Below are 14,808 nucleotides of genomic sequence, written 5' to 3'. Positions count from 1 at the left end.
GCGGAGTACCACAGATGGCGTTCTTCACCGCAGCCAGCAAAGCCGACTTCCAGCACCAACTGCAAGCGGCACTGGCGCAGCACATCAGTGAACAGGCACTGCCACAAGTGGCGCTGTTCGCTGAACAATTCTTCGGCATCATTTCCCTTGACGAGCTGACCCAGCGTCGGCTGTCCGACCTCGCCGGCTGCACCCTTTCTGCGTGGCGCCTGCTTGAGCGCTTCGATCACGCGCAACCGCAGGTTCGCGTCTTCAACCCTGATTACGAACGCCACGGCTGGCAGTCGACCCACACCGCGGTCGAAGTGCTGCACCACGACCTGCCTTTCCTGGTGGACTCGGTGCGCACCGAGCTGAACCGTCGCGGCTACAGCATTCATACCCTGCAAACCACTGTGCTGAGCGTGCGTCGCGGCAGCAAAGGCGAGTTGCTGGAAATCCTGCCTAAAGGCACCCAGGGCGAAGGGATCCTGCAAGAATCCCTGATGTACCTGGAAATCGACCGTTGCGCGAACACCGCAGAACTGAATGTCCTGGGCAAAGAGCTGGAACAGGTTCTCGGTGAAGTCCGCGTCGCGGTCGCCGATTTCGAGCCGATGAAAGCCAAGGTCCAGGAAATCCTGACCGGCCTCGACAACAGCAAATTTGCGGTCGACGGCGAAGAAAAAGCTGAAATCAAAAGCTTCCTGGAATGGCTGGTGGGCAACCACTTCACCTTCCTCGGCTACGAAGAATTCGTGGTTCAGGATGAAGCCGATGGCGGCCACATCGTTTACGACCAGAATTCCTTCCTCGGCCTGACCAAGCTGCTGCGCACCGGCCTGACCTACGATGACCTGCGCATCGAAGACTACGCCGTGAACTACCTGCGCGAACCGACCCTGCTGTCGTTCGCCAAGGCTGCGCACCCAAGCCGCGTACACCGTCCGGCTTACCCTGACTACGTGTCGATCCGCGAGATCGACGCCGACGGCAAGGTCATCAAGGAATGCCGTTTCATGGGCCTGTACACCTCGTCGGTGTATGGCGAAAGCGTGCGGGTCATTCCGTACATTCGCCGCAAGGTCGAAGAGATCGAACGCCGTTCCGGCTTCCAGGCCAAGGCTCACCTGGGCAAGGAACTGGCGCAGGTGGTCGAAGTGCTGCCGCGTGATGACCTGTTCCAGACCCCGGTCGACGAGCTGTTCAGCACCGTGATGTCGATCGTGCAGATCCAGGAACGCAACAAGATTCGCGTGTTCCTGCGCAAAGACCCGTACGGCCGTTTCTGCTACTGCCTGGCCTACGTGCCGCGTGACATCTACTCCACCGAAGTGCGCCAGAAGATCCAGCAAGTGCTGATGGATCGCCTGAAAGCCTCGGACTGCGAGTTCTGGACCTTCTTCTCCGAGTCCGTACTGGCCCGCGTGCAATTGATTCTGCGCGTCGATCCGAAGAACCGTCTGGACATCGACCCGCTGCAACTGGAAAACGAAGTGATCCAGGCCTGCCGCAGCTGGCAGGACGACTACGCCAGCCTGGTGGTGGAAAGCTTCGGCGAAGCCCACGGCACCAACGTGCTGGCGGACTTCCCAAAAGGCTTCCCGGCCGGTTACCGCGAGCGTTTCGCTGCGCATTCGGCTGTGGTCGACATGCAGCACCTGCTGAGCCTGAACGAAAAAAATCCATTGGTGATGAGCTTCTATCAGCCACTGGGTCAGGTCTCCGGCCAGCGCGAGCTGCACTGCAAGCTGTATCACGCCGACACCCCGCTGGCCCTGTCCGACGTGTTGCCGATTCTGGAAAACCTCGGCCTGCGTGTGCTAGGTGAGTTCCCGTATCGCCTGCGTCACAACAATGGCCGCGAGTTCTGGATTCACGATTTCGCGTTCACCGCCGCCGAAGGCCTGGAACTCGACATCCAGCAACTCAACGACACCTTGCAGGACGCCTTCGTCCACATCGTGCGTGGCGATGCCGAGAACGATGCGTTCAACCGTCTGGTACTGACCGCCGGCCTGCCATGGCGCGATGTTGCGCTGCTGCGTGCCTACGCACGCTACATGAAGCAGATTCGCCTGGGCTTCGACCTCGGCTACATCGCCAGCACCCTGAACAACCACACCGACATCGCTCGCGAGTTGACCCGGTTGTTCAAAACCCGCTTCTACCTGGCGCGCAAGCTGGCCACCGATGATCTGGAAGACAAGCAGCAACGTCTGGAACACGCGATTCTGGCAGCACTGGACGACGTCCAGGTGTTGAACGAAGACCGCATCCTGCGTCGCTACCTCGACCTGATCAAAGCGACCCTGCGGACCAACTTCTACCAGACCGATGCACACGGTCAGAACAAGTCCTACTTCAGCTTCAAGTTCAACCCGCACCAGATTCCAGAGCTGCCGAAGCCGGTTCCGAAGTTCGAAATCTTCGTCTACTCACCTCGCGTCGAAGGCGTGCACCTGCGCTTCGGCAACGTGGCTCGCGGCGGTCTGCGCTGGTCTGACCGTGAAGAAGACTTCCGTACCGAAGTCCTGGGCCTGGTAAAAGCCCAGCAAGTGAAGAACTCGGTCATCGTGCCAGTCGGTGCGAAGGGCGGCTTCCTGCCGCGTCGCCTGCCACTGGGCGGCAGCCGTGACGAGATCGCGGCCGAGGGCATCGCCTGCTACCGCATCTTCATTTCGGGCCTGTTGGACATCACCGACAACCTGAAAGACGGCGCACTGGTACCGCCGGCCAACGTCGTGCGTCATGACGACGATGACCCGTACCTGGTAGTCGCTGCGGACAAGGGCACTGCAACCTTCTCCGACATCGCCAACGGCATCGCCATCGACTACGGTTTCTGGCTGGGTGACGCGTTCGCCTCCGGTGGTTCTGCCGGTTACGACCACAAGAAAATGGGTATCACTGCCAAAGGCGCGTGGGTTGGCGTACAACGTCACTTCCGCGAACGCGGCATCAATGTCCAGGAAGACAGCATCACCGTGGTTGGCGTCGGCGACATGGCCGGTGACGTGTTCGGTAACGGCTTGCTGATGTCCGACAAGCTGCAACTGGTCGCAGCGTTCAACCACCTGCACATCTTCATCGACCCGAACCCAGAGCCTGCGAACAGCTTCGCCGAGCGTCAGCGCCTGTTCGATCTGCCACGTTCGGCATGGTCGGATTACGACACCAGCATCATGTCGGAAGGCGGCGGGATCTTCTCGCGCAGCGCGAAAAGCATCGCGATTTCCCCGCAGATGAAAGAGCGCTTCGACATTCAGGCCGACAAGCTGACTCCGACCGAACTGCTGAATGCCTTGCTCAAGGCACCGGTAGACCTGTTGTGGAACGGCGGTATCGGTACTTACGTCAAAGCCAGCAGCGAAAGCCACGCCGATGTCGGCGACAAGGCCAACGATGCACTGCGTGTGAACGGCAACGAACTGCGCTGCAAAGTCGTGGGCGAGGGCGGTAACCTCGGTATGACCCAATTGGGTCGTGTCGAATTCGGCCTCAATGGCGGCGGTTCCAACACCGACTTCATCGACAACGCCGGTGGCGTGGATTGCTCCGACCACGAAGTGAACATCAAGATCCTGCTGAACGAAGTGGTTCACGCCGGTGACATGACCGACAAGCAACGTAACCAGTTGCTGGCGAGCATGACCGACGAAGTCGGCAGCCTGGTGCTGGGCAACAACTACAAGCAGACTCAAGCGCTGTCCCTGGCGGCCCGCCGTGCCTTCGTGCGAATTGCCGAATACAAGCGCCTGATGAACGATCTGGAAGGCCGTGGCAAGCTGGATCGCGCCATCGAGTTCCTGCCGTCGGAAGACGCGATCAACGAACGCCTCGCGGAAGGCCACGGCCTGACCCGTGCCGAGCTTTCGGTGCTGATCTCCTACAGCAAGATCGACCTCAAGGCGCAGTTGCTGGACTCCCGTGTACCGGACGACGACTACCTGACCCGCGACATGGAAACCGCTTTCCCGCCAACACTGGTGAGCAAGTTCTCCGAGGCCATGCGTCGTCACCGTCTGAAGCGCGAGATCGTCAGCACCCAGATCGCCAACGATCTGGTGAACCACATGGGCATCACCTTCGTTCAGCGACTCAAAGAGTCGACCGGCATGAGCCCGGCGAACGTGGCCGGTGCGTACGTGATCGTGCGTGACATCTTCCATCTCCCGCACTGGTTCCGTCAGATCGAAGCCCTGGATTACCAGGTTTCCGCTGACGTACAACTGGAGCTGATGGACGAGCTGATGCGTCTGGGCCGTCGCGCTACGCGCTGGTTCCTGCGTGCCCGCCGCAACGAGCAGAACGCTGCCCGTGACGTTGCGCACTTCGGTCCGCACCTGAAGGAGTTGGGTCTCAAGCTCGACGAACTGCTGAGCGGCGAGATCCACGAAAACTGGCAGTCCCGTTATCAGGCGTACGTCGAAGCCGGTGTGCCGGAGTTGCTGGCGCGCATGGTGGCTGGTACTTCGCACCTGTACACGCTGCTGCCGATCATCGAGGCCTCCGACGTGACCGGCCAGAACCCTGCGGACGTGGCCAAGGCCTACTTCGCCGTGGGCAGCGCGCTGGACGTCACCTGGTACCTGCAACAGATCAGCGCTCTGCCGGTTGAAAACAACTGGCAGGCCCTGGCCCGTGAAGCGTTCCGCGATGACGTCGACTGGCAGCAACGTGCGATCACCATCTCTGTCCTGCAACAGGGCGGCGGCACTCAGGATGTGGAAACACGCCTGGCGCTGTGGATGGAAGAGAACGAAGGCATGATCGAACGCTGGCGCGCCATGCTGGTGGAAATCCGTGCGGCGAGCGGTACTGACTACGCGATGTATGCGGTAGCCAACCGTGAGTTGCTGGACCTGGCGTTGAGCGGGCAAGCGGTGGTGCCTGCCGCTGCTGTCACCGCCAGTGCCGAGCTGGAACCGGCGGCCTGATCAGTCGCTGAATGAAAAAGCCCCGCATTGAGAGATGCGGGGTTTTTTTTGTTTGAATGTTTTGTGGTGTTTGAGCGGGCCCCATCGCCGGCAAGCCGGCTCCTACAAAGTTTCGCATTTCTACTGTAGGAGCCGGCTTGCCGGCGATGGGGCCATCCGCTTCAATACAACTTCTGAACTGATGTGTTATCGATCATCGACACTTTATCTGTCGGCTTGGTCAATAAATTACTGAGCGATTGGTCGAACTTCTGCAATGCCCGAACTTGCACACTCTGCTGTTCATTAATGTCCGCCACGATCTCTTCGCTGCGTTTATAGTCCGCCCACACCGGGCTCAATGCTTTGGCGTCATGCCCTTGTGCAGTCCCGATGTAATTGAAGTTGGCATCATAAAAGTCTGCACTTACATCGGCCTTGATATCCGAACTGCGTGAGGTGATCAATTGGCTGCGGGTGTCGACAATCGCGACCACGTCCGGTTTCGCCGCCCTGAGGCTTTGCATGTCCGGGTACACCGTGACCGAGCCGAACTGGCGTTGCAACGAGGCCTTGACCCAATCCACCGCCAGGTCGGGTTTGGAGGTGGCGACGTAGGCATCATGAATCGGTTGCACCAGCAGGCTCTGGCCGAAACCGGTGCCGGCATTGGCCTGATAGTCCTGCAAGTAGGCGCGGTTGGTCTGGGTGTTGCGGCTGTAGACGATGCCCAGCGAGACCTGACCGCCGCTGGCGACATGGGTGGCGTTGCTGCGGCTGACGGGCGCGCTGAAGATACCGTCGAGTGAAGAAACTGCCGTCGGTGCAGTGGGGATTGAGCAACCGGTTAAAACAGCGGCAAACGACAAGGTGCTGACAAGTGCAAGTTTCATGGGTGTCTCTCCAGTGAAACAACTTGAGTCGGAAGTTAAAGTTGCCGGTGTCGGCAGTGACTTCAGACTAAACCTGTGGCGGCTGAATGAAATAGCCAATTCATGAGCTTGTCAGGTGACCAATAGTATTGTTTGGTTTAAAAGTTGCCGGTTAATTGCGTCGGGCAATAAAAAGGCCCGAACTTTCGATTCGGGCCTGTTTATTTATGGCTGTACGTTCAGCTATCAGTTTTCCAATGGGATCAGCACTTTCTCGTCGGGGGACAACACCATGAACACCAGGAGTTTGGCCGGCTTGGTTGCGCTGGCATTTTTCGAGACCAGATGCTCCGAACCGGCGGCTTCATACCAGTACTCGCCAGCCTTGTAGGTTTTCGGTTGCTCGCCTTTCACCTGGGAAGTGATCGAGCCCGAAATCACATACGCCATTGCGGTGCCTTCGTGCTTGTGGGCGATGGAGGACTGGCCCGGCTTGTAGTCGACTTCAATCATCAGCGCCTTTTTGCCCGGGACGTTCTTCAGTACTTCATCTTGCAGAATCGTGACTTTTTCCGAAGGATCATGGGCGAATGCCGAGGCAGAAACGCTCAGGGCGAGGACGGCAAGCGGGGTGGCCAATAAACGCAAAACTTTCATGATTCATCACCTGCGGGGGGTTAGTTGTCGCAAACAACGTTAGTCCGCCAGTGACCGCAATCAAACAGCCAATTCAGCAGAAGGTCAGGGGACCAATCCGGATTTACGCAAGGCAATGCAAAACCTGTAGGAGCCGGCTTGCTGGCGATAGCATCACCGCGGTGCATCAGGTACACCGAGGTGAATGGATCGCCTTGTAGGAGCCGGCTCCTACAGGGGGGTGTTTAACGGATCGGGAAGCTGTTGAAGTCCACGGCGTTCGCCAATTGGCAATCGATCAGGTCGATGAAACCTTGCGCCTGTGGGGTGTTGAAATGCGATTGCATGGCCGCTTCCGATTGCCAGCGGGCGCTGACGTTCCAGCGGTTGCTGTCCTCGGGGCAGCGGTCGACCATATAGGATTCGCAGCCCGGTTGTTCACGCAGGGTTTCGACAATCTTTTGCAGTTGCTTACCCAGTTCGTCCGAGCGGCCGGCTGCGGCCTGCACCTTTACGGTGTTGATCACTTCGTTGGACATTGCTCACACTCCTGAATCAGGCCGGACGAATCCTGCTCATTGAGGGATAACGCTTACGAGGATAGGCCTGCACTTGCGGACCGCCAATAGCCAATTGCCGGATAAAAACCCAGACCAATCGCTCAGGCGATTTGCTGAAAAATGTCACGCAAGCGGTCCAGCGCGGTGTCGATGTCCAGGGTTTCAATGGCGCCAAACCCCATGAGAAGCCCGGCCTGTGGGGCCCTCTGGTAGTAAAAGGTATCGATGGAATACAGCCCGACTTCGACCTTTTTCGCCAGTTCGATCAGCAATGGCATATCGATAGGCACTTTGCACATAAGCACCATGTGGAAACCTGCCGTACTCGGAATCGCTTCGAGCCAGGGTGACAGGTCACCTGCGATGCGCGAGAGGATACGTTCGCGACGCCCGGCGTAGATCGTATGACAGCGCCGGATGTGCTTGAGCAGGCAGCCTTCGGCAATGAATTTGGCCAGTGCCCATTGGGGCAGGGTGGAGGTGTGCAGGTCGGTGAGTTGCTTGGCGCGGATCACCGCTTCGAGAATCGCCGGCGGCAAAATCGCGTAGCCGAGGCGCAGTTCCGGCAACAGGGTTTTCGAAAAGGTCCCGACGTAGGCGACGATCCCCCGTTCATCCATGCTTTGCAACGAGTCGGTGGGCCGGCCTTCGTAGCGGAATTCGCTGTCGTAATCGTCCTCGATGATGATCGCGCCCAACTCGTAGGCGCGCTCCAGCAGCGCCACGCGACGTGCCTGGCTCATCGGCATGCCGAGCGGAAACTGGTGGGACGGCGTGACATAAATCAGCCGGGTGCCAAGGGGGATTTTGTCGACCTGGATGCCGTCTTCGTCGACCGGTACGCCGATCACCGTGGCGCCGTGGCTGCCGAACAGCAGGCGCGCGGGCGGGTAACCGGGGTCTTCCATGGCGACGATGCTGCCGGGGCGCGTGATCACGCGGGAGATCAGGTCCAGCGCTTGTTGCGCACCGTTGCACACCACCACGTCTTCGTCCTGGCAATTCACCCCACGGGAAAACGCGATGTGCCGGGCGATCGCATTGCGCAGCGCCGGCAGGCCTTCAGGCAAGCTGTAGAAACCTTTGGAGCCGGACATCTGACGCAGTGCGTGGGAGGTACAGCGCCGCCAATCGTCCTGCGGAAACTGGCCCTTGCTGGTGGCGCCACCGATGAAGTCATAACGCAGCGAGCCTTCCAGCGTCGGGTGACGCAAAAAAACCGGCAAATTGCGCCACGACTCGATGACCTCGGCGCTCGCCAACTGCGAATGGCTTTGCTTGGGCTGCGCTTTGGCCGTCCGGGCATTGACGTAGGTGCCTTTGCCGATCACCCCGGTCAGGAAGTTTTCATAGGTCAGTTGCGCGTACGTGTCGGAAATGGTCTTGCGCGAGATGCCCAGCTGTTCGGCCAGCAGACGGCTGGGCGGCAGTTGCGTCCCGGCTGCCAGACGACCGGATTCGATGGCGCTGCGCAGTTGGTTGTACAACTGGCCTGCCAGGTCCTTGCGGCCGTTGATGACAACATGAAGTTCCATACCGGCGGGGCTCCTGGGCGGTTGAGGCGCGTGTGCGTCGCGCCAGATTACGCGCATGCGCCGCCGTGCAGAAGTTGCGTGGGGGAAAAACCGCGGATTGGTCTGCTCGGAGTGGTCCACCGGTATTTCGCGCAATTGGATCTGTAACACCGGCGCATCAGCGCTTACCGTGAAAACATCTATCAATCCAAGAGGCACGCCATGACTTCCCGTCTGGATTACTACAGCGCGTCGCCCAAAGCGATGAAAGCGATGATCGCCATGGAGGCGTTGACCAGCAACCTGAGCATCGAGCCGGCGCTGCTGCACCTGATCAAGATCCGCGCCTCGCAGCTCAACGGCTGCGCCTTCTGCACCGACATGCACTCGGTGGACGCGCGACGCCTCGGCGAGACCGACCGGCGCCTGTATTCGATTGTGGTCTGGCGTGACAGCGGCTTTTTCAACCCGCGCGAGCGCGCGGCGCTGGCCTGGACCGAAGCGGTCACCTTGCTCTCGCAAAGCCATGTGCCGGACGACGTCTACGCCCAGGCCCGGGAACAGTTCAGCGAGAGCGAGATGGTCGACCTGACCATCGCCGTCACCACCATCAACAGCTGGAATCGCCTGGCGGTGAGTTTCCGCCAGTCCCCCAGCGCGTGATGACGCTGTCACATCAGGTTCATGAGCGTTGCGCAGGATGAGGTTTTCAAAGGACAGATCGACAGGGAGTCATTGATGTCATTCATAGAAACCGCTGGGCGCCAAAGCCCTGCCGAATACCGCTCGCCGGTAGACACGTCGTCATCCATACATGCGCAGGCCGCCGCGCTTGATCCGCAACTGGCGCAAGCGTTCATGGTCAGTGCCCGCTGCGGCTGTTACATGCAGGCGTCGCGCAGTCTCAACATCAAGGCGACGTTGCTGCGCAAGCAGTTGGCGCAACTCGAAGCGCACCTGCAGTGCTCGCTGTTCAGCCATGGCGACAATGGTGTCGCCCTCAGTCGTGAAGGCTTGCAGCTTCAGGCGCAGCTGATTGCCTTGGCCCATGAACGCGACTTGCCGGTGATCGAACAGCCCCTGGTGCGCCTGGCCGTCGCCGAATCGATCCTGCATGACATCCTCGGTCGCGACCTGGTGGCCTTGCTGCGCCGCAACGCCAGCGTGCGTCTGGAGATCATTTCCCTCGACAGCGAGCTGGCCCTGCGCGCCGTCAGCGCCGATGTGGTGGTGTGGCTGGCCGGCACTGATTCGCCACTGCCGGGCCCGAGTTTTGCCGTCAGCGAACCCCAGCGCCTGGCGCGGCTCGACTACCTGCCGCACATTGCCAAGCGTTATTCACGCACTGCGTCACGCCCGGACAACCTCGATGACCTCGCTGATTTCCTGCTGGTGCAATGGCAGCCTCATCGTCAGGTCGAAAGCTTTGTGCCGTGGAATGCGCTGGTGGATCAGCGCCTCGCCGGGGTGGTGCAGTTGCATGCCTATGAGCTGATGCTGGAGATGATCCGATGCAGCGCCTGTATCGGTTTGCTGCCTGGTTACATGAGCCATTTCGACCGTGGTCTGATCGCTCTGCCGGGGTTGTTTGGCCAACCGATGCACCGCCAAGTGTGGATGGCAGTCAATGCGCAGTCGCAGGATGAAGCTCAGGTGCAGATGATCGTCGAGCTGATTCAAAACACCTTCAATGAGCGCCGGGAGTGGTTCGAAGCCTGAGCACTATCAACTGTAGGAGTGAGCCTGCTCGCGATAGGGCCATAACATTCAACATTGATGTTGACTGTCCGGACGCTATCGCGAGCAGGCTCACTCCTACAGTAGATTCTCGCCATGCTGGAAGATTGCGTTGTAGAGTGAGCGGCCATGTCTGTATCAAGGATGAATCACCCATGCCCGCCACTGACGCTGTCATTACGCTTGAACGCTTCAACGAATCCCACCTCGAAGGCATCACCGCGCTTTACAACGAGCCAGCGATTACCCGGCAAGTGCTGCAAATGCCGTTTCAGTCCATTGAGGTCTGGCGCAAACGCCTGGATCCGGGCAACGAACGGCATGTGCAACTGGTGGCGCTGAGTCAGGGGAGGGTGATCGGCAACATCGGCCTCGAGCAGTTTTCGCGCATCCGCCGCAGTCATGCTGCCAATTTCGGCATGGGTGTCTCTGAGGCGTGGCAGGGCAAGGGTGTTGGCTCGAAGCTGCTGGCCACCGCGCTGGACATCGCCGACAACTGGATGAATCTGCAACGGGTCGAGCTGTCGGTGTACGCCGACAATGAAGCAGCCATCGGTTTGTACCGCAAGTTTGGTTTTGAAACCGAAGGCCTGTTTCGGGACTACGCCGTGCGTGACGGAGTGCTGGTGGACACCTTGAGCATGGCGCGTCTGCGCCGCATGCCCAAGGCCGGTTGATTCACTCGCCCAGTGCGAACGCCACCGCCGCCTGCGCATGCAGTTCGGTGGTGTCGAGCAGGGGCAGGGTGCTGTGTTCGGGCTTGATCAGCAGGCCGATTTCGGTGCAACCGAGGATGATGACCTGGGCACCGCGCTGGTGCAGGGATTCGATCACCTGCTGATAAATCCGGCGTGAGGCCTCGCTGATCACCCCGACGCACAACTCGTCGTAGATGATCCGGTGCACGGCTTGACGCTCCTCGGCGCCCGGCACCAGTACGGTCAGCCCCATCGACGTCAGGCGCTCCTTGAGAAAGTCCTGTTCCATGGTGAACGCAGTCCCCAGCAACCCGACGTTCAGCGCACCGGCATCCACCGCCGCCTGTCCGGCCGGGTCGGCGATGTGCAGGAACGGAATGTTGATCGCCGCCTGAATCTGCCCGGCGACCTTGTGCATGGTGTTGGTGCACAGCACCACGCAATCGGCGCCGCCAGCCTCCAACCGCCGCGCGGCATCCACCAGAATCAGCGCCGCATCGTCCCAGCGACCGGCATGCTGGGCCTGTTCGACAGGCCCGAAGTCGACGCTGTACATTAGCAGTTTCGCCGAACGCAACGGCCCGAGCCGGTCGCGTACCTGTTGGTTGATGAGGCGGTAATACTCGGCGCTGGACTCCCAGCTCATGCCGCCGATAAGGCCGATGGTACGCATGGCGTGCTCCTGTTGATGGCAACCCTTTGTCCGGGAGTATCCCGTGGCGTTTCACGGCTTTCTATCAGGAAATTTCACATGCTGAGCCAACGGCTGCCGGGCGCTAAAGTCAGCCTGCAACTTCTGCCCCGTGCCGCTTACAGCGCACGCGATCCGGCGCAGTCGCGAACCCTTGGGGTGACGCTGGAGCGCCAGCAGGGCGTGCACGCGATTGACTCGGATCGGCGGGTGGATTTCGATACGTTGCCCGGTGTTCTGGCGTATACCCCGGTGGGCGTCGAAGTGTTTTCCGAATCGTCCAGCGGTGGCGAATATTTGCTGATGCGGCTGGACGAGTCGTTTGCCGATGAGCATTTGCCCGCCATTGGCCATCGCGTACAGTCTTGCGGCAATCGACAGGCGCTGAGCCTGGCGCGCGAAGTACGGCGTTTGTTACTGGTGCCACACCGCGACCTTCTGGCGCTGGAGCAATGTGCCCTGGGATTCGTGGGTTTGGCGCAACCGCAGGTCGAAATGGCTCATCGGCCCGCGCCAGCCGCACTCGCCCAAGTGCTGGACCTGATTGCAGAACAATTCCACCAGCCCCTCACGCTGCAACAACTGGCGGCGGCCTACGGCCAGAACGAGCTGCGCTTTCTGCGCGACTTTACCCGCGCCATCGGCCTGACACCGCACGCTTACCTCGTTGAAGTACGATTGCAGGCGGCACGGCGGATGATCGAGCACACCCGGCTGAGCCTGGCTGACATCGCCCTTGATGCCGGTTTCGCCCACCAGTCCCACATGGGCAGCGCCTTCCGCAAATTCCTCGCCATGACCCCCAGCCAATACCGCTCACGCTTTTAGTCGTACGCCCGCCGCGTGCATCTGCCATGCTCAAAGTCCGCAGCACTGTTTCAACAAAGGAACACCGCAATGGACGACGTACAGCAACTGGGCGAGATGCTTCGCCACTACGCAGACAGCGAAGCGCACAAAAAACAACTGTTCGAGTCGCAATCGGCCGTGTGGGTGACGCGCATTGGCGAACTGTTCGATCAGATCCAGCAATGGCTGGAACCGGTCCGGGCGCCGAACCTGCTGGAAGTCAGCCGCGAGGCGTATGTCGCCTCGGGGCCGAGTGTTCCGGTCGAGACTTCAACGTTCAAGACCGAGAAGCTGGGCATCGTGATCGCCGGCAAACCCGTGGAGTTCGTGCCGGACGTGATGGGTACCGGTGGGCAGATTTCCCTGGCGGTGATGGGCCTGACTGCCGCGCGATATGGCAGCATTTCGCTGGTGTGCCTGCCGCCGTCCAACAACTGGCAGTGGCGCAAGACCAATGGTTTGAAGGACCCGGACACCTTTGCCTTCGACGCGAATTTTCTGGCGCAGCAGTTGCAGAGTCTGATCCCCCGCGATCGGAGCTGATCTCTCCGGGCTTTCACCTTTCCCCTGTGGGAGCGAGCCTGCTCGCGATAGCGGTGGTTCAGCCAACATTTATGTTGATTGCCAAACCGTCATCGCGAGCAGGCTCACTCCTACAATGGATCTGCGGTGCATCAGATTTCGAGGTTTATCCAACCGGGCTTTGCCACTTCTGGCGCAACCGCTTTCACCACTTTCCCCGTCGCCAACTCCACCCGTCGAGCCACCTCCGGGTCATCGGCAAACGGGATCAGGCTCGCTTCCTCCAGACTTTCTGCCGTCTGCTGCTTCAGGCAGTACTCGACCGACAGCCAAAGCCCCGCAACACCCACGATATTCAACATGATCTCGAACATTTCAGCTCCTCGCCTCAGGCAATCCGTGCATCACGTTCAGCCATCGCCACGTCGGAAACCCGCACGGTGCGCCAGGCGTTGTACGCCATCAGCAGCATGCCGCTGAGGAAGAACACGCCGCCGGCAAACCGCACCACAAATCCCGGATGACTGGCCTGCAAGGCTTCGACGAAGGAATAGGTCAGCGTGCCGTCGTCGTTGATCGCGCGCCACATCAGGCCCTGGGTGATGCCGTTGACCCACATCGAGGCGATGTACAGCACGGTGCCGATGGTCGCCAGCCAGAAATGCAGGTTGATCAGCGGCGTGCTGTACATCTGCTCGCGGCCAAAGACTTTCGGAATCATGTGGTAGACCGCGCCGAAGGTGATCATCGCCACCCAACCGAGGGCGCCGGCGTGCACGTGGCCGATGGTCCAGTCGGTGTAGTGGGAGAGGGCGTTCACGGTCTTGATCGCCATCATCGGCCCCTCGAAGGTCGACATGCCGTAGAAGGCCAGCGACAGCACCAGAAAACGCAAAATCGGATCGGTGCGCAATTTATGCCAGGCGCCCGATAGCGTCATCATGCCGTTGATCATCCCGCCCCAGCTCGGCGCCAGCAGGATCAACGACATGGCCATGCCCAATGACTGCGCCCAGTCCGGCAACGCGGTGTAGTGCAAATGGTGCGGGCCGGCCCAGATGTACAGGGTGATCAACGCCCAGAAATGCACGATGGACAAACGATAGGAGTACACCGGTCGCCCGACCTGTTTCGGCACGAAGTAATACATCATCCCGAGGAATCCGGTCGTCAGGAAGAAACCCACCGCGTTGTGCCCGTACCACCACTGCACCATGGCGTCGGTGGCGCCGGAATACACCGGGTAGGACTTGAACCAGTCCACCGGAATCGACAGGTGATTGACCACGTGCAACATGGCGATCACCACGATGAACGCACCGAAAAACCAGTTGCCGACGTAAATGTGATGGGTCTTGCGTTGCACCACCGTCGTGAAAAACACCACGGCGTACGCCACCCAGACCACGGTCATCCACACCGCGCCGGAGAACTCGATCTCGGCGTATTCCTTGGTAGTGGTGTAGCCCAGCGGCAGGGTGATCAGCATCACCACGATGACCGATTGCCAACCCCAGAAGGTGAAGGCGGCGAGGGTGTCCGAGTACAGCCGCACCTGGCAGGTACGCTGCACGGCGTAATAACTGGCGGCGAACTGCGCGCTGCCGGCAAAGCCGAAAATCACCAGGCTGGTGTGCAGCGGACGCAAACGCCCGAACGAGGTCCATGGCAGGTCGAGGTTCATCTCGGGCCACACCAGTTGCGAGGCGATCCACACCCCCATCGCCATCCCCACGACGCCCCAGAAAATGGTCGCCACGACGAATTGGCGGACGACCTTGTAGTTATAGGCCTGTCCGATTGTTGCTGTGCTCATGGTCAATGCTTCCAC

The 14,808-nt window shown here is 60.0% G+C and carries 13 protein-coding genes; 6 read left to right on the top strand and 7 right to left on the bottom strand.

Annotated elements, in window-relative coordinates; genetic code table 11:
• The first annotated feature begins 14 nt into the window (after positions 1 to 14).
• Positions 15 to 4,919, top strand: coding sequence for an NAD-glutamate dehydrogenase (locus KGB24_RS07075; RefSeq protein ID WP_008030130.1), 4,905 nt, complete (start codon positions 15 to 17; stop codon positions 4,917 to 4,919).
• A gap of 161 nt (positions 4,920 to 5,080) precedes the next feature.
• On the opposite strand, the gene KGB24_RS07070 is transcribed toward KGB24_RS07075, so the two are convergent.
• From KGB24_RS07070 to KGB24_RS07055, 4 genes are all read right to left on the bottom strand, one after another.
• A complete protein-coding gene (locus KGB24_RS07070; protein ID WP_223416633.1) occupies positions 5,081 to 5,791 on the bottom strand; it encodes an ATPase in 711 nt (236 codons plus the stop codon).
• A 225-nt stretch (positions 5,792 to 6,016) separates the two neighbouring features.
• The gene (locus KGB24_RS07065) at positions 6,017 to 6,427 is read right to left on the bottom strand and encodes a cupin domain-containing protein (RefSeq protein WP_008030133.1); all 411 of its coding nucleotides are present in this window, start codon (positions 6,425 to 6,427) and stop codon (positions 6,017 to 6,019) included.
• A gap of 224 nt (positions 6,428 to 6,651) precedes the next feature.
• Positions 6,652 to 6,945 carry a putative quinol monooxygenase gene (locus KGB24_RS07060; RefSeq protein ID WP_008042903.1) on the bottom strand — a complete coding sequence of 98 codons (294 nt, stop codon included), beginning with the start codon at positions 6,943 to 6,945 and terminating at the stop codon, positions 6,652 to 6,654.
• A gap of 122 nt (positions 6,946 to 7,067) precedes the next feature.
• On the bottom strand, positions 7,068 to 8,501 hold the full coding sequence (locus tag KGB24_RS07055) for a PLP-dependent aminotransferase family protein (RefSeq protein WP_223416634.1): 1,434 nt from the start codon (positions 8,499 to 8,501) through the stop codon (positions 7,068 to 7,070).
• A gap of 201 nt (positions 8,502 to 8,702) precedes the next feature.
• Between KGB24_RS07055 and KGB24_RS07050 the strand changes: the two genes are divergently transcribed.
• The 3 genes from KGB24_RS07050 (at position 8,703) to KGB24_RS07040 (ending at position 10,894) form a co-directional block, all read left to right on the top strand.
• Positions 8,703 to 9,143, top strand: coding sequence for a carboxymuconolactone decarboxylase family protein (locus tag KGB24_RS07050; protein ID WP_008030139.1), 441 nt, complete (start codon positions 8,703 to 8,705; stop codon positions 9,141 to 9,143).
• A 75-nt stretch (positions 9,144 to 9,218) separates the two neighbouring features.
• Positions 9,219 to 10,199, top strand: coding sequence for a LysR family transcriptional regulator (locus KGB24_RS07045; RefSeq protein WP_223416636.1), 981 nt, complete (start codon positions 9,219 to 9,221; stop codon positions 10,197 to 10,199).
• Between the two features lie 173 nt (positions 10,200 to 10,372).
• On the top strand, positions 10,373 to 10,894 hold the full coding sequence (locus KGB24_RS07040; protein ID WP_223416637.1) for a GNAT family N-acetyltransferase: 522 nt from the start codon (positions 10,373 to 10,375) through the stop codon (positions 10,892 to 10,894).
• Position 10,895: 1 nt separating this feature from the next.
• Here the strand turns inward: KGB24_RS07040 and KGB24_RS07035 are convergent, their stop codons facing one another.
• On the bottom strand, positions 10,896 to 11,588 hold the full coding sequence (locus tag KGB24_RS07035) for an aspartate/glutamate racemase family protein (RefSeq protein WP_008030145.1): 693 nt from the start codon (positions 11,586 to 11,588) through the stop codon (positions 10,896 to 10,898).
• Between the two features lie 78 nt (positions 11,589 to 11,666).
• Between KGB24_RS07035 and KGB24_RS07030 the strand changes: the two genes are divergently transcribed.
• Together KGB24_RS07030 and KGB24_RS07025 are read left to right on the top strand one after the other, a co-directional pair.
• Positions 11,667 to 12,434 carry a helix-turn-helix domain-containing protein gene (locus KGB24_RS07030; protein ID WP_223416639.1) on the top strand — a complete coding sequence of 256 codons (768 nt, stop codon included), beginning with the start codon at positions 11,667 to 11,669 and terminating at the stop codon, positions 12,432 to 12,434.
• A 69-nt stretch (positions 12,435 to 12,503) separates the two neighbouring features.
• Positions 12,504 to 12,998, top strand: a complete 495-nt coding sequence (locus KGB24_RS07025; RefSeq protein WP_223416640.1) for a hypothetical protein — start codon at positions 12,504 to 12,506, stop codon at positions 12,996 to 12,998.
• 131 nt (positions 12,999 to 13,129) lie between these two features.
• Here the strand turns inward: KGB24_RS07025 and KGB24_RS07020 are convergent, their stop codons facing one another.
• Complete coding sequence (locus KGB24_RS07020) at positions 13,130 to 13,351, bottom strand: cbb3-type cytochrome c oxidase subunit 3 (RefSeq protein ID WP_223416642.1); 222 nt, start codon at positions 13,349 to 13,351, stop codon at positions 13,130 to 13,132.
• 14 nt (positions 13,352 to 13,365) lie between these two features.
• Positions 13,366 to 14,793 (bottom strand): cytochrome-c oxidase, cbb3-type subunit I, encoded by a 1,428-nt coding sequence (gene ccoN, locus KGB24_RS07015; RefSeq protein ID WP_008030155.1) that lies wholly within the window; start codon positions 14,791 to 14,793, stop codon positions 13,366 to 13,368.
• Positions 14,794 to 14,808: the final 15 nt, after the last annotated feature.

This window comes from Pseudomonas sp. BF-RE-25, assembly GCF_019956105.1.
GTDB lineage: Bacteria > Pseudomonadota > Gammaproteobacteria > Pseudomonadales > Pseudomonadaceae > Aquipseudomonas > Aquipseudomonas migulae.
This window is presented reverse-complemented; position numbering and strand designations above follow the sequence as displayed.

Coding starts and splice junctions, on each gene's coding strand:
- KGB24_RS07075 (WP_008030130.1), top strand. CDS start 15: ATGGCGTTCTTCACCGCAGCCAGCAAAGCCGACTTCCAGCACCAACTG.
- KGB24_RS07070 (WP_223416633.1), bottom strand. CDS start 5,791: ATGAAACTTGCACTTGTCAGCACCTTGTCGTTTGCCGCTGTTTTAACC.
- KGB24_RS07065 (WP_008030133.1), bottom strand. CDS start 6,427: ATGAAAGTTTTGCGTTTATTGGCCACCCCGCTTGCCGTCCTCGCCCTG.
- KGB24_RS07060 (WP_008042903.1), bottom strand. CDS start 6,945: ATGTCCAACGAAGTGATCAACACCGTAAAGGTGCAGGCCGCAGCCGGC.
- KGB24_RS07055 (WP_223416634.1), bottom strand. CDS start 8,501: ATGGAACTTCATGTTGTCATCAACGGCCGCAAGGACCTGGCAGGCCAG.
- KGB24_RS07050 (WP_008030139.1), top strand. CDS start 8,703: ATGACTTCCCGTCTGGATTACTACAGCGCGTCGCCCAAAGCGATGAAA.
- KGB24_RS07045 (WP_223416636.1), top strand. CDS start 9,219: ATGTCATTCATAGAAACCGCTGGGCGCCAAAGCCCTGCCGAATACCGC.
- KGB24_RS07040 (WP_223416637.1), top strand. CDS start 10,373: ATGCCCGCCACTGACGCTGTCATTACGCTTGAACGCTTCAACGAATCC.
- KGB24_RS07035 (WP_008030145.1), bottom strand. CDS start 11,588: ATGCGTACCATCGGCCTTATCGGCGGCATGAGCTGGGAGTCCAGCGCC.
- KGB24_RS07030 (WP_223416639.1), top strand. CDS start 11,667: ATGCTGAGCCAACGGCTGCCGGGCGCTAAAGTCAGCCTGCAACTTCTG.
- KGB24_RS07025 (WP_223416640.1), top strand. CDS start 12,504: ATGGACGACGTACAGCAACTGGGCGAGATGCTTCGCCACTACGCAGAC.
- KGB24_RS07020 (WP_223416642.1), bottom strand. CDS start 13,351: ATGTTCGAGATCATGTTGAATATCGTGGGTGTTGCGGGGCTTTGGCTG.
- ccoN (WP_008030155.1), bottom strand. CDS start 14,793: ATGAGCACAGCAACAATCGGACAGGCCTATAACTACAAGGTCGTCCGC.